General features: G+C 63.0%; 19 protein-coding genes, 1 other RNA gene and 2 pseudogenes. 8 read left to right on the top strand and 14 right to left on the bottom strand.

Going from position 1 to position 21,265, the window contains the following annotated elements; all coding sequences use genetic code 11:
- Positions 1-399: 399 nt before the first annotated feature.
- Both ABQZ00_RS08205 and ABQZ00_RS08200 read left to right on the top strand, forming a co-directional pair.
- Positions 400-1,527: a Cache 3/Cache 2 fusion domain-containing protein gene (locus ABQZ00_RS08205; protein ID WP_323517587.1), complete on the top strand. Its 1,128-nt coding sequence runs from the start codon at positions 400-402 to the stop codon at positions 1,525-1,527.
- A 44-nt stretch (positions 1,528-1,571) separates the two neighbouring features.
- On the top strand, positions 1,572-2,198 hold the full coding sequence (locus ABQZ00_RS08200) for a DUF8082 domain-containing protein (protein ID WP_323537136.1): 627 nt from the start codon (positions 1,572-1,574) through the stop codon (positions 2,196-2,198).
- A 255-nt stretch (positions 2,199-2,453) separates the two neighbouring features.
- Here the strand turns inward: ABQZ00_RS08200 and guaA are convergent, their stop codons facing one another.
- The 4 genes from guaA to folD all read right to left on the bottom strand — a co-directional run bounded on the left by guaA (position 2,454) and on the right by folD (position 6,802).
- Positions 2,454-4,019, bottom strand: a complete 1,566-nt coding sequence (gene guaA / locus ABQZ00_RS08195) for a glutamine-hydrolyzing GMP synthase (RefSeq protein ID WP_323522717.1) — start codon at positions 4,017-4,019, stop codon at positions 2,454-2,456.
- Positions 4,003-4,362 (bottom strand): hypothetical protein, encoded by a 360-nt coding sequence (locus tag ABQZ00_RS08190; protein ID WP_055852253.1) that lies wholly within the window; start codon positions 4,360-4,362, stop codon positions 4,003-4,005. Before ABQZ00_RS08190 ends, guaA begins: the two co-directional genes overlap by 17 nt.
- A 5-nt stretch (positions 4,363-4,367) precedes the next feature.
- On the bottom strand, positions 4,368-5,825 hold the full coding sequence (gene guaB / locus ABQZ00_RS08185) for an IMP dehydrogenase (RefSeq protein WP_311238204.1): 1,458 nt from the start codon (positions 5,823-5,825) through the stop codon (positions 4,368-4,370).
- A gap of 92 nt (positions 5,826-5,917) precedes the next feature.
- Positions 5,918-6,802 carry a bifunctional methylenetetrahydrofolate dehydrogenase/methenyltetrahydrofolate cyclohydrolase FolD gene (folD, locus tag ABQZ00_RS08180; protein WP_055852245.1) on the bottom strand — a complete coding sequence of 295 codons (885 nt, stop codon included), beginning with the start codon at positions 6,800-6,802 and terminating at the stop codon, positions 5,918-5,920.
- A gap of 49 nt (positions 6,803-6,851) precedes the next feature.
- Between folD and ABQZ00_RS08175 the strand changes: the two genes are divergently transcribed.
- The 3 genes and pseudogenes from ABQZ00_RS08175 to ABQZ00_RS23815 form a co-directional block, all read left to right on the top strand.
- Positions 6,852-7,172 carry a DUF1244 domain-containing protein gene (locus tag ABQZ00_RS08175; RefSeq protein WP_115527877.1) on the top strand — a complete coding sequence of 107 codons (321 nt, stop codon included), beginning with the start codon at positions 6,852-6,854 and terminating at the stop codon, positions 7,170-7,172.
- Positions 7,173-7,614: 442 nt separating this feature from the next.
- Positions 7,615-7,788 (top strand): annotated as a pseudogene (locus ABQZ00_RS23820) (gamma-glutamyltransferase); the annotation flags it as partial.
- Positions 7,782-7,906, top strand: a pseudogene (locus ABQZ00_RS23815) (threonine dehydratase); the annotation flags it as partial. The pseudogenes ABQZ00_RS23820 and ABQZ00_RS23815, both read left to right, overlap by 7 nt.
- Before the next feature lie 403 nt (positions 7,907-8,309).
- Here the strand turns inward: ABQZ00_RS23815 and ABQZ00_RS08165 are convergent.
- The 10 genes from ABQZ00_RS08165 to cmk form a co-directional block, all read right to left on the bottom strand.
- Positions 8,310-10,166, bottom strand: coding sequence for a monovalent cation:proton antiporter-2 (CPA2) family protein (locus ABQZ00_RS08165; RefSeq protein ID WP_323537137.1), 1,857 nt, complete (start codon positions 10,164-10,166; stop codon positions 8,310-8,312).
- A gap of 168 nt (positions 10,167-10,334) precedes the next feature.
- On the bottom strand, positions 10,335-11,228 hold the full coding sequence (gene galU, locus ABQZ00_RS08160) for a UTP--glucose-1-phosphate uridylyltransferase GalU (protein WP_115527879.1): 894 nt from the start codon (positions 11,226-11,228) through the stop codon (positions 10,335-10,337).
- Positions 11,228-13,135, bottom strand: a complete 1,908-nt coding sequence (locus ABQZ00_RS08155) for a polysaccharide biosynthesis protein (RefSeq protein ID WP_323537138.1) — start codon at positions 13,133-13,135, stop codon at positions 11,228-11,230. Before ABQZ00_RS08155 ends, galU begins: the two co-directional genes overlap by 1 nt.
- A 13-nt stretch (positions 13,136-13,148) precedes the next feature.
- Positions 13,149-14,123, bottom strand: a complete 975-nt coding sequence (locus ABQZ00_RS08150) for an MraY family glycosyltransferase (RefSeq protein ID WP_055852222.1) — start codon at positions 14,121-14,123, stop codon at positions 13,149-13,151.
- Positions 14,124-14,377: 254 nt separating this feature from the next.
- Positions 14,378-14,453: non-coding RNA, sX9 sRNA (locus ABQZ00_RS08145), on the bottom strand.
- Positions 14,454-14,548: 95 nt separating this feature from the next.
- Positions 14,549-15,727, bottom strand: a complete 1,179-nt coding sequence (lapB, locus tag ABQZ00_RS08140) for a lipopolysaccharide assembly protein LapB (RefSeq protein ID WP_055852219.1) — start codon at positions 15,725-15,727, stop codon at positions 14,549-14,551.
- Positions 15,728-15,733: 6 nt separating this feature from the next.
- Positions 15,734-16,039 (bottom strand): lipopolysaccharide assembly protein LapA domain-containing protein, encoded by a 306-nt coding sequence (locus tag ABQZ00_RS08135; protein ID WP_323537139.1) that lies wholly within the window; start codon positions 16,037-16,039, stop codon positions 15,734-15,736.
- A 66-nt stretch (positions 16,040-16,105) separates the two neighbouring features.
- Entirely contained in the window at positions 16,106-16,417 is a 312-nt protein-coding gene (locus ABQZ00_RS08130) for an integration host factor subunit beta (RefSeq protein WP_055852212.1), read from the bottom strand.
- A gap of 86 nt (positions 16,418-16,503) precedes the next feature.
- On the bottom strand, positions 16,504-18,189 hold the full coding sequence (rpsA, locus tag ABQZ00_RS08125) for a 30S ribosomal protein S1 (protein WP_055852209.1): 1,686 nt from the start codon (positions 18,187-18,189) through the stop codon (positions 16,504-16,506).
- 183 nt (positions 18,190-18,372) lie between these two features.
- Positions 18,373-19,056, bottom strand: a complete 684-nt coding sequence (cmk, locus tag ABQZ00_RS08120) for a (d)CMP kinase (protein ID WP_115513122.1) — start codon at positions 19,054-19,056, stop codon at positions 18,373-18,375.
- 172 nt (positions 19,057-19,228) lie between these two features.
- On the opposite strand from cmk, the gene ykgO reads away from it, so the two are divergent.
- From ykgO to ABQZ00_RS08105, 3 genes are all read left to right on the top strand, one after another.
- A complete protein-coding gene (gene ykgO / locus ABQZ00_RS08115) occupies positions 19,229-19,354 on the top strand; it encodes a type B 50S ribosomal protein L36 (RefSeq protein ID WP_005913193.1) in 126 nt (41 codons plus the stop codon).
- A 212-nt stretch (positions 19,355-19,566) separates the two neighbouring features.
- The gene (locus tag ABQZ00_RS08110; RefSeq protein WP_055852198.1) at positions 19,567-19,908 is read left to right on the top strand and encodes a hypothetical protein; all 342 of its coding nucleotides are present in this window, start codon (positions 19,567-19,569) and stop codon (positions 19,906-19,908) included.
- Between the two features lie 231 nt (positions 19,909-20,139).
- Complete coding sequence (locus tag ABQZ00_RS08105) at positions 20,140-21,174, top strand: agmatine deiminase family protein (RefSeq protein ID WP_323537140.1); 1,035 nt, start codon at positions 20,140-20,142, stop codon at positions 21,172-21,174.
- Positions 21,175-21,265: the final 91 nt, after the last annotated feature.

The raw sequence follows: 21,265 nt of genomic DNA, 5'->3' as shown, positions 1-21,265 counted from the left end.
CTGGCCGCTGGCCATGCCCATGGCCAAGCGGATGGCACATCCGGGTGGTTGCTCTGCAAACTGCGCGTCCTCCGGCTGCCGCGGCTCGGTAACAGCGGCAACCGGGTCCTGCAAAGACGCGTCTGTGGTCGATTGCCCCAAGGACAGCCACCCCAAACCGCCCACCGCACCCACCAGCAGCCACATTGCAACCCAGTCCACCATTCTTGAACGCAAGGCGCACGACGCGATCGACGCGCACTCTCAAATCGATCGGCTTGAGCTATCTTATGCACCGCCAAGCGGCATGGGGGCCGCTTCAGCATCTTGTCTGGCAGCCGATAACGGCTAGGTCCGACCGCTGCACTGCGCTGCGGCGGCACTCGATTCAATCATTTAAACGCGTTCAGGGGAATTGCGATGCTTCGTCACTCTTTGCGGGTGCGCCTGCTGTTGCCGGTGCTGGCCTTGGTGCTGGTTGTGGTGGTGGCACTCACGGTCATTCTGGCCATTACCGAAGCGAACCGGGTCAAGTTCGAAGCCGGCGACGCGATCGAGCGCCAGTCGGTGTCCTTGCAGACCTTGTTCGCGGTCACCCGCTCGATGATGCTCGACCGCGTCAATTCCTCGATGCGCCAGCTGCGCAAGGAAGCCAATGCGCAGGGCGCTCCGAGCATGGGCAGCGACATTCGCGTCGCCGACCGCAGCGCCAGCGACCTGCTGCTGGGCCAGCGCCCGCAGGCGAACTCCTTCACCATGCTGGACGACGTCACCGCGATCCACGAAGGCACCGCGACGCTGTTCTCGCGCACCGGCGATGAGTTCGTGCGTATCTCCACCAACGTCAAGAAGGAAGACGGCAGCCGCGCCATCGGCACCGTGCTCGATCCCAATGGCCAGGCCGCGGCCAAGCTGCGTAACGGCGAAAGCTTCTACGGCGTGGTCGACATCCTCGGCAACCCGTACGTCACCGGCTACGAGCCGATCTTTGCCGGCAACGACAAGCGCGTCATCGGCGCCTGGTACGTCGGCTACAAGGCCGACACCCAGGCCCTGGAAAACGTGGTCAGCAGCCGTCGCGTGCTCGATTCCGGCTTCATCGCCGTGTTCGACAGCAAGAACAAACTGCGCTTTCAGTCCACCACCGGTGCCACCACCGACACCGCCACCATCGAGCGCATCGTCAAGGAAAGCCCGGACGACTGGGTCGTGACCAAGCAGGAAGTGCCGGATTGGGGCTTCACCCTGGTCTCGGCGTATCCCAAGAGCGACGTCAATGGCGTGATCGTGCGTCAGTCGCTGTGGATCGCCGGCATCGGCCTGTTGGTTTGCGCACTGTTGCTTGGCCTGCAGTGGGCGCTGATCTGGAGCCGCGTGTTGCGCCCCATCCAGCATCTGACCACCGTGGCCGAAGAACTGAGCCTGGGCAAGTGGAACCACACCATCGAAGAGGTCAACCTCAAGGATGAAATTGGTACCCTGGCGCGCGCCATCTCCCGCCTGTCCAACAGTGTCCGGTTGGCCATGGAGCGCCTCAGCAAACGCTGAGCCGCTTCACCCGATTTCGTACCAGATGATGCAAGGAAGACGCCATGTCCAATGAATTCCGTCCGCTGATCGATGTCCTGCGCGAGCTCAGGGCGTTGGCATTGAAGAAGGCGTCCGGCTTTCTGTTTGTCGTCACCGAAGAAAACCATTCCTGCATCGTCCGCCTCAACGCCGGACAGATCGAAGAAGTGGTCTTTCGCATGCTGCGCAATGATGAGGCGGTGCAACGCCTCACCATGGTCGGTGCCGCGAAGGCCCGCTTCCAGGTGGACCCCGGTGCCGGCATGGGCAAGCCGTCGTTGCTGAGCGAAGACTCGCGCCAGTGGTTGATGGGCGGCTTCGAACAGGATCTGGGCGGCGCACCTGCCCCGGCGCGCGCCGCCGTGGCACCCGCGCCGGTGGCGGCTTCACCGGTCGCAGCCGCCGCGCCAGCACCCGCGCCGTCAGGCAACGCCAGTGCCGGCGCGCCGGACGATCGCGTACGCGATGCCTTGGAAAAAGTCGCGCTGAACTACCTCGGCCCCATCGCCGGCATGCTCTGCGACGAAGCCTGGGACGCGTCCAGCGATATCGAGCAGGTGCTCAGCCAGCTCGGCGCCAACCTGGCCACACCGCAGGAAGCGCAGAAGTTCATGGCCGACGCACGTACGGCATTAGCAAAGGTGCGTTGAAGGTCATCTTCAGCGTGCTACAGCATCAAGCCGCGCACTGCGCGGCTTTTTTGTTGGTGCGGAAGTGTCAGCTCCCTTACTACGGGCCTTGTCACGGGCTTTCGCCTTCAATGCCTCGTCCCATGCCACAAAACCCTTGCTTGGCAATGCACAAGGCTGCCCAAAATTGCCAGACTCAAAAAGCAAAAAGCCCGCAGTTAAGCGGGCTTCAAGACATTTATTGCTAGTGGGTGCCCGGCAGTACCGGAGGTCCACTCACTCCCACTCGATCGTCGCCGGCGGCTTGCCGGAGATGTCGTAGACCACGCGCGAGACGCCGCGCAGTTCGTTGATGATGCGGTTGCTCACCGTGCCAAGGAAGTCGTACGGCAGGTGCGCCCAATGCGCGGTCATGAAGTCGATGGTCTCCACCGCGCGCAGTGCGATCACCCATTCGTACGCACGCGCATCGCCTACCACGCCGACAGATTTCACCGGCAAAAACACCGCAAATGCCTGGCTGGTCTTGTCGTACAGATCGGCCTTGCGCAGCTCGTCGATGAAGATCGCATCGGCCTTGGCCAACAGTTCGGCGTATTCGCGCTTCACTTCGCCCAGGATGCGCACGCCCAGGCCCGGGCCCGGGAACGGATGGCGATAGACCATGCTGCGCGGCAGGCCGAGTTCGACGCCGAGGCGACGCACTTCGTCCTTGAACAGTTCGCGCAGCGGTTCGACCAGGCCAAGCTTCATGTGTTCCGGCAGGCCGCCCACATTGTGGTGGCTCTTGATCACGTGCGCCTTGCCGGTCTTGCTACCGGCCGACTCGATCACGTCCGGATAGATCGTGCCCTGCGCCAACCACTTGGCATTGGCCAGTTTGTTGGACTCTTCGTCGAAGATATCCACGAACAGGTTGCCGATGATCTTGCGCTTGGCTTCCGGGTCGCTCACGCCTTCGAGCTTGGCGAAATAGCGGTCCGCCGCATTGACGCGAATCACCTTGACGCCCATGTGTTCAGCAAACATCGCCATCACCTGGTCGCCTTCCTGCCAACGCAGCAGGCCGGTATCGACGAACACGCAGGTCAGCTTGTCGCCGATCGCCTTATGCAACAGCGCCGCGACCACCGACGAATCCACACCGCCGGACAAGCCGAGAATCACTTCGTCATCGCCCACCTGTTCGCGCACGCGCGCAATCTGGTCGTCGATGATGTTGGCCGCCGTCCACAGGGTCTGGCAGCCGCAGACATCGACCACAAAGCGGCGCAGCAAGGTCTGGCCCTGCAGCGTGTGCGTCACTTCCGGATGGAACTGCACGCCGTACCAGCGCTTGTCCTCGTTGGACATGGCGGCCACCGGAATGCGGTCGGTCACGGCAGTAATGGTGAAGCCCGGCGGCACCTGCGACACGTGATCGCCGTGGCTCATCCACACGTTCAAGCGCGAGGCACCGGCATGGTCGGTCAAGCCGGAAAACAGTGCATCGGCCGCGACGACATCCACCTCGGCATGGCCGAATTCGCGTTGGTCGGCAGCTTCGGTGGCGCCGCCCAGCTGCGCAGCCAACGTCTGCATGCCGTAGCAGATACCGAACACCGGCAAGCCGCTGTCGAACACTTCCTGCGGCGCCACCGGCGCACCCGGCAAGGTGGTCGATTCCGGGCCACCAGACAGAATGATGCCCTTGGCCCCAAACCCGGCAATCTCGGACGGATCATGATCCCAGGCCCAGATCTCGCAGTACACGCCGATTTCGCGGATGCGCCGCGCGATCAACTGCGTGTACTGCGCGCCGAAATCGAGGATGAGGATCTTGTCGTTATGCAGGCTGGACATCGTTACTCGCAGGGCGAAGGCGGCGCGCTCGGCGCCACTCCAGGAAAAGAATAAGCAGCGGAGCGCAGAGCACTCCCGGCCACAACAAAAGCGTTCCCATCAGCAGGTAGAGCAAGCCGTAGAGCGCACTGGCCAGCAGTGTTGCCGACGCGACGCGCACCACCACGCGCTGCAGGTGTACGGTGGCGCCAAATGCCAACAGCACCGGGGCCGATGCCACCAACAGATACATCAACGCGAAGAACGTCCAGCGATACAACACTGAAGACACCGCCAGCAATCCCAGCGCCACCACGGTCATTGCCGAGATGACCGCAAGATAGGCGAGCGATGCCTTCCACATTCGAATTACCCCGCCCGATAGTTCGGCGGTTCCTTGGTGATCTGCACGTCGTGGACGTGGCTCTCACGCTGGCCGGCGCCGGTGATCTTGACGAACTTCGGCTTGGTGCGCATCTCTTCGATCGTGGCGCAGCCCACATAGCCCATGGTCGCGCGCAGGCCACCGATGAGCTGATGAATGATGCCGCCGACCGAGCCGCGATACGGCACACGGCCTTCGATACCTTCCGGCACCAGCTTGTCGGCGTCGCTGGAATCCTGGAAATAGCGGTCCTTGGACCCCTTCTCCATCGCGCCCAGGCTGCCCATGCCGCGGTAGCTCTTGTAGCTGCGGCCCTGGAACAACTCGACTTCGCCAGGCGCTTCTTCGGTGCCGGCCAGCAGACCGCCGACCATCACCGTGGACGCACCCGCCACCAGCGCCTTGCCAATGTCGCCGGAATAGCGGATGCCGCCGTCGGCGATCAAAGGAATGCGGTCCTGCAAGGCTTCGGCGACCATGTCCACCGCGGTGATCTGCGGCACGCCCACACCTGCAACCACGCGCGTGGTGCAGATCGAACCCGGACCTACGCCAACCTTGACCGCATCGGCGCCGGCATCCATCAGCGCCAGCGCTGCATCGCCGGTGACGATGTTGCCGCCGATCACCTGCAGGTGCGGATAAGTCTTCTTGACCCAGGCCACACGGTCGATCACGCCTTGCGAATGGCCGTGCGCAGTATCGACGATGACCACGTCAACGCCGGCAGCCGCCAGCAACTCGATACGCTGTTCGGTATCGCCGCCCACACCGACTGCCGCACCGACCAACAGCCGCGTGGACGAATCCTTGGCGGCGTTGGGGTTGTCGGTCTTCTTCTGGATGTCCTTGACCGTGATCAGGCCGCGCAGCTCGAAGCTGTCGTTAACCACCAGGATCTTTTCGATGCGGTTGCGATGCAGCAGCTCGAGCACTTCCTCATCGCTGGCGCCTTCGCGCACGGTGATCAGGCGATCCTTCTTGGTCATGATGTGGCGGACCGGATCGTCGAGCTTCTTTTCGAAACGCATGTCACGACTGGTGACGATGCCGACCAGTTCGCTGCCGTCCACCACCGGCACGCCGGAGATGTTGCGTGCACGCGTCAGCGCAATCACTTCGCCGATCGTGGTGTCCGGGCTCACCGTAAACGGCTCGGTGATCACGCCGGACTCGAACTTCTTGACCTTGGCCACTTCGGCCGCCTGCTGGGCAGGGGTCAGGTTCTTGTGGATGATGCCGATGCCGCCCAGCTGCGCCATGGCCACCGCCAGGCGGTGCTCGGTCACCGTGTCCATCGCGGCCGACAGAATCGGCAACTTCAGACGCAGATCGCGGGTCAGCCGGGTTTCCAGGCTGACATCCTTGGGCAGGACGATCGAATGAGCGGGGACGAGCGAGACGTCGTCGTAGGTGAGAGCTTCAGCCTGGATGCGGAGCATCGGCGGACCCGAGTTTGGGGAAGCGCGGCATTTTACCCTGAAAGCCTTCACGAAGACACCACGCAGCCGCAATGCTGCGTTACACCGATCGCTCAACCAGCGGCGTCGGCCGCTTCCAGGGTGTTCTGCATCAGCGTGGCCACGGTCATCGGCCCCACCCCGCCCGGCACCGGCGTGATCCAGGCTGCGCGCTGTACGGCGGCATCGAAGCCGACATCGCCCACCAGGCGCCCGTCTTCCAGCCGGTTGATGCCCACATCGATCACCACTGCGCCTGGCTTGACCCATTCGCCGGGAATCAGCCCGGGGCGGCCCACCGCCACCACCAGGATGTCGGCATTGCGCACGCTGGCCTCCAGCACATCGGCCGGGGTGAACTTGTGGCAACTGGTGACTGTGCAACCGGCGATCAACAGTTCCAACCCCATCGGCCGGCCGACGTGATTGCTCACACCCACAATCGTGGCGTTGCGCCCGCGCACCGGTTGATCGGTATGCCCGAGCAAGGTCACGATGCCGCGCGGCGTGCACGGGCGCAGGCCGAATTCGCGCAGTGCCAGATGCCCCACATTCTGCGGATGGAAGCCATCCACATCCTTGCGCGGATCGATGCGCTGGATCAGCCGGTTGGCATCGGGAATCCCCGGCAACGGCAGCTGGATCAAGATGCCGTGGATCTTGGGATCGGTGTTGAGCTCATCGATCAACGCCGCCAACTCGGCCTCACTGGTGCCGTGCGGCAAGTCGTAATCGAACGCTTCGATGCCCACTTTTTCCGCCGCGCGTCGCTTGTTGCGCACATACACCGAGGATGCCGGGTCGCCGCCGACCAGCACCACCGCCAACCCGGGCCGCGCCTTGCCCGCGGCCACGCGCGCATCAACGCGCAACTTCAGCCCGTCGAGCAGATCCTCGGCAATGCGGCGACCATCGAGAAGGCGGGCCGGAGCGGAGGCAGCTGGCGCGGAAGCGGTCATGGGGCGTGAGGTGTAGAGTCGAAGGCCGTCTATTGTCCCCGATTCCGTCATGACCGACACCACCCCGCCCACCGATTCGACCACCACCGCCATCGAAGCAGCCGCATTCCGCCGCCTGCTGCAGCATCTCAATCAGGAGCGCACCGATGTGCAGAACATCGACCTGATGATCCTGGCCGGCTTCTGCCGCAACTGCCTGGGCGACTGGTACCGCGAAGCGGCCGAGGCGCAAGGCCAGCCGATGAGCAAGGACCAGGCACGCGAAGCGGTCTACGGCATGCCGTTCGCGCAGTGGAAGCAGCAACATCAGAAAGACGCGACTCCCGAACAACTCGAAGCATTCGCTGCGGCCCAGCGCAAACACGGCTGATTGTTGGTCAGGACGCGCGGCTGTTGCGATTGCTGTGCGTCCACTTTGCCTAGCTGACATCTGCGTGGCCATTCGGCGGGCAATCGCTGCTCCTCGATGCGGTTCACGGCTGTGGCAGGAGTCCACGCTGGTATTGAGTGCACCGTTCCACCGGACTGCTTCTTGCTAGCGATGTCTTGTTGATGGCCTCAAGACCCAGAAACTTTGGCTGCTTGAGAGAGTTGGGCGCAATGGGTAAACCCATTGCAGAGCACATGATCTGCGAGCCGACTGCAGGGCCCTTGCCCGCCTACCGCCGCGGGACACGCCGTGAATCCGTCCATGGGGGCTCTTATGCGGCATCCATGCCGCATAAGGTCCCGCGGCGGTAGGCGGACAACGGCCAGTCGAGAGGGTCGGTGTGCATGGTTGCAAGCAAGGCACCAGTCCCGCCGTTTAGTTGCTGACCTTTTATCAGCGGCGCGGGCTGAAAGACATTCCGCCGACCGGGCCGCTGCCGGTGTCGGTACCGGGCGCAGTGGATGGCTGGTTCGCGCTGCATGAGCGCTTCGGGCGCAAGCCGATGGCGCAGAACCTGGCGCTGGCGATCCGCTACGCGCGCGAAGGCCACCGCGTCCGCCACGCAAACCGCAGCGTCGCAATACCGAGCGACTTCGCAACGAAAGTGAAGTGCAGTACGGCCAGCTGTTCACTTGGTCACCGACCAACGTCCTGGCTATGCGGCATCCAGGCCGCATAAGGTCCCGCGTCGGCAGGCGGACAACGGCCAGTGGAGAGGGTCGGTGTACACGGTTGCAAGCAAGGCACGAGCTCCGCCGTTTACTTACAGACCTCTCATCGCCAAGTGCAGTGCAGTACGGCCAGCTGTTTACCTGGTCACCGACCAGCGTCCTGGCGCAGTGCCCTCGCCGCTTGCGGGACCCTGTGGCGGCATGGATGCCGCCACGGAGCGTCCATGGATGGATTCACAGCGTGTCCCGCAAGCGGTGAGGGCATCGCGCGCTCGACGACGCGACCTGAGCACCCAGCTGACGGCAACAGGAGCTAAAAGACTGCACTGCCGCAAGCCAGCTGCACGCACCCGCACATTGGGTTCCTGCGCAGCCCCCTCGCCCACCTGACGATCACGACGTGTTGTCAGCCGTTCTTGGTCTCTGCCGCAGCCTCTTCACCGGCTTGCGCCAACGCATCGCGGTTAAGCGACCGGCTCTCCCGGCGCGGCGGCGTAAACGGCGTGGGCTTGGGCACCGTCGGCGTGATGTTGCCGAACATCAACCCTGCCCCGGCACGCACATTCCCCGCAGCGATTTCCAGCTCCAGCCGCTCCGCATCGCGGCGGCGGATCTCGCGGCCAATCATGCCGGCCTCATCCTCGTCCACGCCCAACTCGACCAGCGCCATCTGGCCGAAGGTCACCGCCGACTCGAAGGTTTCGCGAATCTGGTAATCCACACCGGCGGCGATCAGCTGCAGCGAATGCTCACGATCGAACGAGCGCACCAGCAGGCGCGCATGCGGGAACTCGCGCGTCGCCAGCTCGACGATGCGGTTGGCTGCCTCGCGATTGTCGATGCACACCGCGATCGCCTGCGCAGTATGCGCACCGGAAGCATGCAACACGTCCAGCCGGGTCCCGTCGCCGTAATAGATCTTGAAACCGAACTCTTCAGCGCTCTGGATCATCTCGATGTCGTTATCGATGATGGTCACGTCCACGTCGCGCGCCAGCAGCGATTGGCTGGCCACTTGGCCGAAGCGTCCGAAGCCGATCACCAGCACGCTGCCGGTCTGACCGTTGGCGGCTTCAACACCGTCCAGCGATATCGCCACCGGCGGGGTCAATCGTCGCTGCAACAGCACAAACAACGGCGTCAGCGCCATCGACAGCACCACGATGGCGGTGAGGGTGGCATTGACCTGCGCCTCGATCACGCCCGATGCCGCGGCCGCCGCAAACAGCACGAAGGCGAACTCGCCGCCCTGCGCCATCAGCACACCACGGTCCAGTGCCTGACGATGATCGCTGCGCATCACCCGCGCCACCGCATAGATACAGACCGCTTTGCCCACCATCAGCGCCAACACGCCGACAAGGATGAGCCGCCAGTCGGCCGCAACCACGCGCAGGTCCAGGCTCATGCCCACGCCCAGGAAGAACAAGCCCAGCAAGATGCCGCGGAACGGCTCGATATCGGCTTCGATCTGATGCCGGAAGGTGGATTCGGACAGCAGCACCCCGGCCAGGAACGCCCCCATCGCCATCGATAGCCCGCCCACCTGCATCAGCAGTGCTGCGCCCAACACGACCAACAGCGCTGCCGCCGTCATCACTTCGCGCGCCTTGGACGCGGCAAGAATCCGGAAAAGAGGATTGAGCAACCAGCGCCCGGCCACCAGCAGGCCGACGATGCAGGCCAGGCCGATCCCGACGTCATGCCAGCGCTGCGACGCGGCCTGCGGATCGCCACTGGAACCCATCCAGGCCACGATCGCCAGCAACGGGACGATCAGCAGATCTTCGAACAACAGGATCGCGACGATCTTCTGCCCCGAGGGCAAAGCCACATCGCCGCGTTCGGCCAGCAACTGCATCACCACCGCGGTCGAGGTCAGCACAAAACCGGACGCAGCCACGAAGGCCACCGGTGGCGCAAAGCCCAGCAACATGCCGATCCCGGTCAGCACCAGTGCGCACACGCAGATCTGCACGGTGCCCAGGCCAAAGATTTCCTTGCGCAGGCTCCACAGATGCGAAGGCCGCATCTCCAGGCCGATCACGAACAGGAACATCACCACGCCCAATTCGGCGATATGCAGGATTGCCTGCGGGTCGTCGAACAGGCCCAGTCCGAATGGCCCGATCGCCAGCCCCGCTGCCAGGTAGCCGAGCACCGAGCCCAGGCCCAGCCGTCGAAACAATGGGATAGCAACCACCGCAGCGCCCAGCAGAGCCACCACGTTGATCAGTTCACTGGAATGCGCAGGCTGGCTCATACCCGGATTCTAACGACACGCGCGCAGCGACGCCTTGCATCTGCTTGCTTGTTGCGCTGAGCAGCTTAGGCGCCATCGTTTCCACAGAACCCTCGCACTTTGATCGGGACTCATAAACGACAAACGACGCCGGATGGCGTCGTTCGCGATGAAACAGTGGCTAAGCGATCAGTCGCGCGCGTCGGCCTGGGCCAATGCGTTACGCAGAATTTCCTTCGCCGGTTCACCGTGCTTCTCGTGCTGGAGCGCAAAGTGCACGGTCGCTTCGATCAAGCCGATGTGCGCGCCGCAATCGAAACGACGGCCCTCGAAACGGAATGCATCGACCTGCTCTTTCTTCAACAGCTCGGCAATCGCATCGGTCAGCTGGATCTCGCCGCCGGCGCCTGCACCGGTCGCTTCCAGCAACTCAAAAATCTTCGGGCTGAGCACATAGCGGCCGACCACGGCCAGGTTGCTCGGCGCCACTTCCGGCTTGGGCTTTTCGACGATCGCATTGATGCGGCCCTTGCGGCCGTCGAATGTATCGGTGGAGACAATGCCGTAGCTGGCAGTCTTGTCGTGCGGCACATCTTCCACGGCGATGACGCTGCCGCCGGATGCTTCGGCCACATCGGCCATCTGGGTCAGCGCGGCATCGCCGCGGTTCCACATCAGATCGTCCGCCAGCAACACGGCGAACGGCTCATCGCCGACCACTGCCTTCGCACACAACACCGCATGGCCCAGACCCAGCGCCTCGGCCTGCGTCACAAAAATGGCGCGAACGCCCTCCGGCAACGCATGACGTACCAGTTCCAGCTGCTCCAGCTTGCCTGCACGCTCGAGCTTCTGCTCCAGCTCGTAGGCCTTGTCGAAGTAGTCGGCGATCGAATGCTTGTACCGATTGGTGACAAAGATCAGCGTATCGCAACCGGCCTGGATGGCCTCGTCGACAGCGTACTGGATCAATGGTTTGTCGATGATTGGCAGCATTTCCTTCGGCACCGTCTTGGTGGCCGGAAGAAAGCGGGTCCCAAGACCTGCGACGGGGAATACGGCCTTGCGAATACGCTGGCTCATTACAGTCTTCTGACCTCACGTGCGGGGAATGGAACGACCGTATCAGATCGCGCGTCGACTTTCCGTCGAGCAGCCGCAAAATCCGGCATCAGGCTGCCCAGCACAGTCTCCATTGCCTTGATGTCATAGCGATTAACCGCCTCGCGCAAACGCGTCACCAGCTGCAACACCTGCTCGTGCGAGAACTCGCGCACGCCGGCTTCCAGAATCTTGGGATGCGCGGTGGGGCGATAGTCTTCGTCGGAATAGAACAGCGTTTCATGCAGTTTTTCGCCAGGACGTAATCCGGTGTAGAGAATCGCCACATCCTTGCCCGGCTGCTTGCCGGCAAGACGGATCATCTGCTCGGCAAGCAGACGGATCGGCACCGGTTCGCCCATGTCCAGCGTATAGATCGCGCCATGCGACGCCGAGGCAGCTGCCTGGATCACCAATTGGCACGCCTCGGGAATGGTCATGAAGTAGCGCGTCACGTCCGGGTGCGTCACCGTAACCGGGCCACCCTGGCGGATTTGCTCGCGAAACAACGGCACCACGCTGCCAGCCGAATCCAGCACGTTGCCGAAGCGCACGGTGATGAAGCGCGTTGGCGCATCGCGCGCATCAAGACTCTGGCAGATCATCTCCGCGTAGCGCTTGCTTGCGCCTAGAACGTTGACCGGCTCGACCGCCTTGTCGGTAGAAATAAACACGAAGGTTTCGATGCGTGCGCGCTGACAGGCGCGCGCCACGTTCTCGGTCGCCAGCACATTGTTGCGTACGGCCTCGCGCAGCTGTTCTTCCAGCAACGGCACCTGCTTGTACGCGGCGGCATGGAACACCGCATCCGGGGCGGCGGTGCTCAATGCATGCGCCACCACGGCCGGGTCGCCGCAATCGCCAAGCACCCGCACCACTTCGATATCCGGGAACAAGCGACGCAGATCCGAATCGATGGTCAGCAACGCCAACTCATCGATTTCCAGCAGCACGATGCGACGCGCACCGTGACGCGCACACTGGCGGCAGACTTCCGAACCGATCGAACCGCCGGCACCGGTCACCATCACGGTCTTGTTGGTCAGCCAGTCGCGGATCAATCGCCAGTCCGGCGTCACTGGCTTGCGATTGAGCAGGTCCTCGATGGCAACCTCCTTCAATTCGCCCGGCAGCGAACGGCCTTCCAGCACATTGATCAGCTTGGGCACCATCCGGAACGGCAGGCCGGTGCTCTCGCAGATCGCCACCACCCGCTGCATGCCGGAGGCATCGAGCGAGGGAATCGCGATCACCAGCAGCTTGGCGGCGGTTTCCTTGGCAATCGAAGCGGCCTGATCCAGATTGCCCAGCACGTTAAGGCCCTGGATCTTGGCGCCGTGCAGGTTGTTGGCATCGTCCAGAAAGCCGACCGGCACGAAGGTACCGGTGCGGCGAAGATCGCGCACCAGACCTTCAGCAGCGCGTCCGGCGCCCAGGATCAGCACGCGTTGCGCCGCATCCCCGGAATGTGCGATTTGATAATCCTTCCAGGCGCGATACAGCAGACGCGGCGTCCCGAGCAGCGCCGACAGCGCGAACGGATAGACCACCAGTACCGAGAGCGGCACGCCGTCCAGGCGGTCGTACGACAACGCCAGCACGATCGCCACCAAGCCGAGGAAGCTCGACTTGAAGATGTTCCAGAGGTCAGGCACCGATGCAAAGCGCCAAAGCCCGCGGTACAAACCCATCTTCCAGAACACCAGCCCCTGTGCCACCAGGACCACGGCGGTGCGCCAATCCCAAAGAGGAAGGTCCGGTGCTTCGCGCAGCATCGAGTAGCGACCCGCATGCAACAGTTGCCAGCACACCCAGACCATCAGAAGGTCGTGTACTACCACTGCAACTTGCGGCAGCGCCTTGGTCAAACGGTCACGCCAGGAAATCATAAGAATCCATTACTCAGGAATTGCGCAATCCATCGCGCAGAAAATACCAACTGGCACTAGCGCCCAGGCCCCACACCACGGCTGCCCAGACTTGCTGACCAAACACATCATGACGAAGTAACACATACAAGCAGACGGCAGCGACGCTGAAAGCGAAATAAACAGCGGTTACCGGAACATGCGTTCCAAGCCGGCGCGCCAGGCGTTGATACACGTGTTGCGCGTGCGGCTCCCACCAGCGCTGCCCGGCGAGCATGCGAGACAGTAGCGTGAAGCCGGCGTCCACAAGGAAGGCAGTCAGCGGCAACCAACCGATCCACCAGCTGACCTGCCCGCCTGCGACGTTCAGCGCAAGCAACGCGGCCAGAACATACCCCAGCGCACCGCTGCCACCGTCGCCGAGGAAGATGCGCGCACGCGGGAAGTTGAACGGAAGAAACCCCAGACATGCTGCCGCTACCGCCAGACCAGCCAGCGACCAGGCTGCCGGAGCCACCGCCGCAAATGCCAGTGCGGCCAGCGCGGCCTGGCTGGCGGCTAGTCCGTTGATGCCGTCCATGAAGTTCCACACATTGATCAGCACCACCGACGCGACGGCGCTGAGCACGCCATCCCATGCATTGCCCGTGCAGTACGTGACCAGCAATCCAAGCGATACGGATGCGGCCAGATGGATCGCAAACCGCAGCCTGGCCGACAACGGCCGATGGTCGTCCCACCAACCGACGCCGGCCACCAGGAACAACCCGACCGCGAACCAGCCGACCACCATGCGTGCCGCTGGCCACAGCAGGCTGGCCGCAGCGCAACCCAGCAGGATCGCGGCAACGATCGCCATGCCGCCACCACGCGGAGTGGCAACCACGTGGCTACGCCGCTCGCCGGGTTCATCGAGCAGGCGACGATGCAACGCATACCGTCGCAGCAGCCACGTTCCAAGCGCCGCAACGATTACGTGCAAGGCGCACCAGAGCCAGATCTGAGGCATCAGCGCGTATCACCGCTCTCAGGACCACGGGCATATGACGTGCGCTTTTTCGAATCACGCATAAGAGAACCGCGCAGAAGAAATGGCCAAAGCTGCAAGCGGACCCGACCCAGATCGGAGGCATCGGGCAGCACACGGCGCAGTGGTGCAGGTGACATCTGCGCAGCTGCCAGCCAGCGGATTGCCACGGCACATGATTGGCGCCGACGCAAGCTACGACGGCGCGCGATGCGCGAGTCGATCAAACCAACAGCGGCTAACAAGACCTCGCAGGCGGCTGACAGACGAATGTGGACGGCGCGCAGGAACCCGAGTGCACGAGTGGTACATGCTGATTCCGGGCACCGGCCGCGCTCGCCTGGCGACTGCTTAGTCGTTTTGGCAGTCGCTCTAAACGCCGTGTGCCGAACAGACAGAAACACGCCTTACACCACCGCGTAGTTCAACAGCGGTTTGACGGTGCCCCACTCCTTGCAGCTCGGGCATTGCCAATGGTGGGTTTTTGCGCCGAACCCACAACGAGTGCAACGGTAGCTGGGGTTACGCACCAATAGCTGGTCGGTGATGTGCTTGAGATCGTTCAAGGTGCCAACCGGGTCGCTGCCTTCGGCAAGCGTCAGGTCGATCAACGCCGACTCGCCGCGCACCGATGGCCGGTCCTTGAGCTGACGACCGAGATAAGCCAGCGCGGGCGCAACCCCATCCTGCGCCTCCATCAACTGGGTCAGCGCCAGCACCGGTGCGATACCGCGGTAGTGCTCGGTCATCTCCGACAGGAAATTACGTGCGCCGGCAATGTCGCCGACGCTCCGATAGGCGGCCATCAGGGCAGGAATGATTTCCGGCAGATACTCCGGGTCGTGCCGTGCGGCGCGCTCGAAGGCACGCACGGCGGCCTCGTTATGGCCGCGCTCGGCTTCGATGCGCCCCTCCAGAATGCCGGCGCGGACCGACGTGCCGTCGGCCTGATACGCACGCGCGATCGCCTGCAAGGCTTCGTCGACCTTGCCCAGTCCGCGATATCGATCGGCCAGCTCGCATTCGAACTGCGAGATCAGCTTGCCCATCGGCTCGCCGGTGACTTCTTCGTAGCGGGTGGCGTTGTCGATCGCCTTTTCCCAATCGCGCTCGGCCTGATAGATGCCGATCAGGTGACGCAGCGCCTGCGGCGCGCGTTGATCCAGCTGCGCAAGCTCGGTAAAGACCGTTTCGGCGCGATCCAGCAGACCGGACTTCATGTAGTCCTCGCCCAGCGCCAGCAAGGCCTGGACCCGCTGTTGATCGGTCAGGTCGGCGCGCTGCACCAGGCCCTGATGCAGGCGGATGGCGCGATCGACCTCCCCGCGGCGGCGAAACAGGTGACCCAGTGCGACCTGCGTCTCGAAGGTTTCCTTATCCAGCTCGGCAATATGCAAAAACAGCTCGATCGCCTTGTCCGGCTGCTCGTTGAGCAGATAGTTCAGACCACGAAAATAGGTGCTGGACAGTCGGCTGACCTGAGTGTCGCCATGACGCTGCCCCCCACGGCGGCCGACGATCCAGCCACTGAGCGCCGCCAGCGGTAAAAACAGGAAAAACCAGAACCACTCGGTCAGGAAGTCCATACGTGCTTAGAGTCCATCGAGAGGGCGCGGCTCGACTGCGGCAGGCGGGATGGGCCTGGCGTCGGCGCGGCTGACCGCAACAGCCTTGTTGGCCTGGCGCAGCTTGGAATAGAGAGGAATGACCACACTGACCAGCACCATGCCGGCACCGATCAACACACCGACCAGCAGCGCGACGATGATCGCCACCCCGGAACTCGTGTGCACACTAGAAAACAGGAAATCGAGAGTGATGTTCTGGGAATTGACCGCACCGATAACCAGGCCGACCAACAAGAAAGCCAGCATCACCAGCAAGCGAAACACCTTCATCGCGCGACTCCGTCGGGAAGGCGCCTAGCTTAACCGAGCCGACATAAACGCAGCGGTAGAGCCGCCTCAGTCTGCGGAATCGGCCAGATCGACCGGGACCACGGAGCTGACACGCTCACGCAATTCCTTGCCCGGCTTGAAATGCGGAACATGCTTGCCCGGCAGCGCAACCGATTCGCCGGTCTTGGGATTGCGCCCCAGACGTGGCGGACGGTAATGCAGCGAAAAACTGCCAAACCCGCGGATTTCGATCCGATCACCATCGGAGAGCGCCTGCCCCATCATTTCCAGCAGTGACTTCACCGCCAGATCCACGTCGTCCGACTTCAGATGCGCTTGGCGTCGCGCCAGGATTTCAATCAATTCGGACTTGGTCATGGGAACTTGCTTTTTTCGACTGACACATCGGAATCGGCCCGGGCAAGCCCGGGCCGATCCATCACGCTCGCGAGAGCGCTACGCGCTTACTCGGACTTGTTGCTGTTCAACTGTGCACGCAGCAGCGCGCCCAGCTGAGTCATGCCGCCCGACGCAGCGGAGGACTGATATTCCTCCAGCGTCTCGCGCATTTCGGCATCGTCTTTGGCCTTGATCGACAGCTGCAGGGTGCGGCCCTTACGGTCCATGCCCACAAACTTAGCTTCGATCTTGTCGCCGACCTTCAGGTGCTGAGTCGCGTCGTCGACGCGTTCGTTGGCGATGTCGCGTGCAGCAACGTAGCCTTCGATACCGTCGGCGAGGTCGATCGTGGCGCCCTTGGCATCCACTTCACGCACAACGCCTTCGACCTTCGTACCCTTCGGGTTGGACGCCATGTACTGACCGAACGGGTCCTGCTCCAGCTGCTTGACGCCCAGGCTGATGCGCTCGCGCTCCGGGTCCACTGCCAGCACGACGGCTTCCAGCGTGTCGCCCTTCTTGTAGTTGCGCACGACATCTTCGCCGGTGGTGTTCCAGCTGATGTCGGACAGGTGCACCAGACCGTCGATGCCGCCGTCCAGACCGATGAAGATGCCGAAGTCGGTGATCGACTTGATCTGACCGGACACCTTGTCGTTCTTCTTGTGAGTCGCAGCGAAGGTTTCCCACGGATTGGCGGCAACCTGCTTCATGCCCAACGAGATGCGGCGACGCTCCTCGTCCACATCCAGCACCATCACTTCGACTTCGTCACCAACCTGCACAACCTTGGACGGGTTGACGTTCTTGTTGGTCCAATCCATCTCGGAGACGTGCACCAGACCTTCGACGCCCGGCTCGATTTCGACAAATGCGCCGTAATCGGTGACGTTGGAGACCTTGCCGAACACGCGGCTGTTGGCCGGGTAACGACGCGCGATGTTGTCCCACGGATCTTCGCCCAGCTGCTTCAGGCCGAGGCTGACGCGGTTACGCTCGCGATCGAACTTCAGCACGCGCACGTCCAGCTCGTCGCCGACGTTCACGACTTCGGACGGATGGCGCACGCGCTTCCAGGCCATGTCGGTGATGTGCAGCAGGCCGTCGATACCGCCCAGGTCCACGAATGCGCCGTAATCGGTCAGGTTCTTGACGACACCCTTCAGGATCGCGCCTTCCTGCAGCTTGTCCATCAGCTGCTCGCGCTCTTCCGAGTGCTCGCTCTCGACCACTGCACGACGCGACACCACGACGTTGTTGCGCTTGCGATCCAGCTTGATCAGCTTGAACTCAAGCTCCTTGCCTTCCAGGTAGGCCGGGTCGCGCACAGGGCGCACATCCACCAGCGAACCAGGCAGGAACGCGCGAACATCCTTGATGTCCACGGTGAAACCACCCTTGACCTTACCGCTGATGCGGCCGGTGATGGTTTCGTTCTTTTCCAACGCTTCTTCCAGCTCGTCCCACACCATCGCGCGCTTGGCTTTCTCGCGCGACAACACGGTCTCGCCGAAGCCGTTTTCGATGGAGTCCAGCGCAACCTTGACCTGGTCGCCCACGCCCACATCGATCTCGCCAGCGTCGTTACGGAACTGCTCGATCGGCACGATGCCTTCGGACTTCAGGCCTGCGTTGATCACCACCACATCGCCGCGCACTTCCACGACGGTACCGGTGACGATCGAGCCCGGCTTCAGCTTGGCCAGATTGGCTTGACTGGCTTCGAACAGTTCAGCAAAAGATTCTGTCATTTGGATTTTACTCAGTTGAACACACGGGCGTTGATCGTCGGGTTGCGACAGATACGGACCGCCCAGCCTGTTGGTCGACCCCAACAACGAGTCGGTTTAGAAGTAGTAGAACCGCCACACAGGATGCGCGACGGAGCTGTGGAACGCCTTACGGTCGGCGGGACATGCCCGCTTGCGGAACGCTTACGACGACGTGTGGACAGCTAACATCCCGACCACACGCTGGACGACATCCTCGATCCCTATTCCGCTGGTATCGATGAGCACGGCGTCTTCGGCCGGCCGTAATGGCGCCACCACCCGCTGGGCATCCCTGGCATCTCGGGCCATGATCTCGCGCAGCAGGTCGTCAAAGATAACCGAAACACCCTTTTCCATCAACTGTTTATGACGACGGCCCGCACGTTCTTCGGCACTGGCGGTCAGGAAAACCTTAAATGCGGCATCCGGGAAGATCACCGTGCCCATGTCGCGCCCATCGGCGACCAGGCCGGGTGCGCGCCTGAATGCGCGTTGGCGTTCCTTGAGGGCACCGCGTACCTCGGGAATCGCCGCAATCGCCGAGGCCAGGGCGCCAGTGGTCTCCAGACGCAATTCGCCGGTCGCATCCACGCCGTTGACCAGGACCCGCAAGCCCGCTTCGCCCGCGTCGTCGAACTCGACCTTGGTATCGAAGGTGCAACGCACCAGCGCAGCCGGGTCGGACACGTCCAGATCGGCCCAGCTCGCCGCCACACCCACCGCGCGATACAGTGCGCCCGAATCGAGGTAGTGCCAGCCCAGCCGGGCAGCCACGATGCGGCTCACTGTGCCCTTGCCGGCGCCGGAGGGGCCATCGATGGTGAGGACGGGCGAAAGGTCGGTCATTCAGGTTTCCGGTAGGTCATCAGGCACTAGTGTAGCGCCGCTCGCAGCGATTCGGATGCAACCACTTGAAAGCACGACGAAAAGCCGGTTAGAATTGCCGGCTTAATTGCGGGTGCAGCCTCGATCGCGCGCACTCTTCCATCGAATCCAACCGTTTACGCCGAGGTGTGCCATGAAAGTCCTGTCCTCCCTGAAGTCTGCGAAGACCCGTCACCGCGACTGCAAGGTGGTCCGCCGCCGCGGCAAGGTCTTCGTGATCTGCAAGTCGAACCCGCGTTTCAAGGCGCGTCAGCGCTGAGCCTTCGCGGCGCGTGCAAGACCCGAGAAAGCCGCCTTCGGGCGGTTTTTTCTTGGCCGACGCTTGATGCGGCTCCATCCTTGGCGTGCTGAGCAAGGCATCTACTGCCACGCGTCGACGTCACCGCCCGAGTGGCAAGCATCGCGCCAACGTTTGTCCTGGTTTTTTGCTGTAATCACCATCCGAATCTTGTCCACTGGGGAGTAGATGACATGCGCAACCGTTTGTTTGTGATGCCGCCGATCGTGCTGACAATCGCGCTGATGGGGATCAGTGCCGCCGCATCGGCCGAAACGCTGTTGGTCGATCGTGCGCAGCAAAAACCCGCCGCCGCCCTGCCCTTGCGTGGCGACAGCATGAGTCAGGTCGAAGGCCGCTACGGTGCGCCGCAGGAGAAGCTCGACCCGCGCGGTGGCCAGAAGCGCCAGTGGCCGACCATCCACCGCTGGGTGTATCCGGCATTCACCGTGTACTTCGAAAAGAGCAAGGTGATCGACGTGGTGGCCAATCAGGCCGATGCCAACGAGATCGGGCCGAAACCGCCGATCCAGTAAGACGCGACATCACCCCGGCCAGCGCGTGCAGACATCGTTCGCTGCACGTCTGGCCCAACGCATCGCAGCACCATGTATCTGGTCCATTAGCACTCGGGCATGCGTTGCTGCGAATCTGCATCAAGCCTGGCGCGGCAACGTGCGCCAGGATCGCAAGAGCCTGCACTCGGGTGCGGGGTATCGATAAACGTCCGGGCCACTGCCCGGACACCAAGATGAGTATTGCCTCGCATGACCGACCGTCTTCGTTTTCCCGCCGAATGGGAACCTCAATCCGCCGTGTTGCTTGCGTGGCCGCATGCCGGCACCGATTGGGCCGAGCGCCTGGCCGATGTGGAAGAGACCTACATCGCGCTGATTACCGCGATCTCCCGCTTCGAGCCGGTGGTCGTCTGCGTCGCCGATGACGATCTGCAGATCTATGCCGAAGCGCGGCTGCGTTCGGCGCGCGTGGACATGACGCGCGTGCGCTTTGTGATCGCCGCCTACAACGACACCTGGTTGCGCGATTCCGGTCCGATCACGCTGCGCCAGGATGACGGTTTCCGCCTGATGGATTTCCGCTTCACCGGGTGGGGCGGCAAGTTCGAGGCCAGCCTGGACGACCAATTGGTGAGTTCGCTGGATGCGGCGCAGATCTTCTTGCCCGCCCCGGTGCAGACGGTGGATTTTGCGCTGGAAGGCGGTGCGATCGAAACCGATGGTGCCGGCACGCTGCTGACGACCTGGACCTGCCTGCACGAACGGCATCCGCAGCGCACGCGCGAGTCGCTGAGCAGCGATCTTGCTGCGTGGCTGTCGCAGGATCGCGTGCTGTGGCTGGACCATGGCTACCTCGAAGGCGACGACACCGACGCGCATATCGACACGCTGGCGCGCTTTGCCGGCCCGCACGCGATCGTCTACCAGGGCTGCGATGTGCCCGGCGATTCGCATTACGCCGAACTGCAGGCGATGGGCAACGAGCTGGCCGCGCTGCGCACCGCCGACGGGCAGCCGTACCGTTTGTTCGTGCTGCCGTGGGCCGAGCCGATCCTGGATCAGGGCCGTCGCCTGGCTGCGTCGTATGCCAACTTCCTGATCGTCAATGGCGCGGTGCTGATGCCGGCGTATGGCGATCCGGCCGATGCGACCGCGCAGGCGGTGCTGGCCGAAGCGTTTCCGCAGCACGAAATCGTGCCGGTGCCCTGCCGTGCGTTGATCTGGCAGAACGGCAGCCTGCATTGCCTGACCATGCAGTTGCCGGCCGGCCTGCTCGCCGCCTGACCAGTGCGTTCGACGCGACTACGTACGTGGCGCGTCGTTTCTTGTTCCGGCCGGCAGGCCGGTGTTATGCCATGGCGCGCTACCTTAGTGC

Source organism: Xanthomonas sp. WHRI 10204 (assembly GCF_040202875.1).
In the GTDB taxonomy this organism is placed as follows: Bacteria; Pseudomonadota; Gammaproteobacteria; order Xanthomonadales; family Xanthomonadaceae; genus Xanthomonas.
This window is presented reverse-complemented; position numbering and strand designations above follow the sequence as displayed.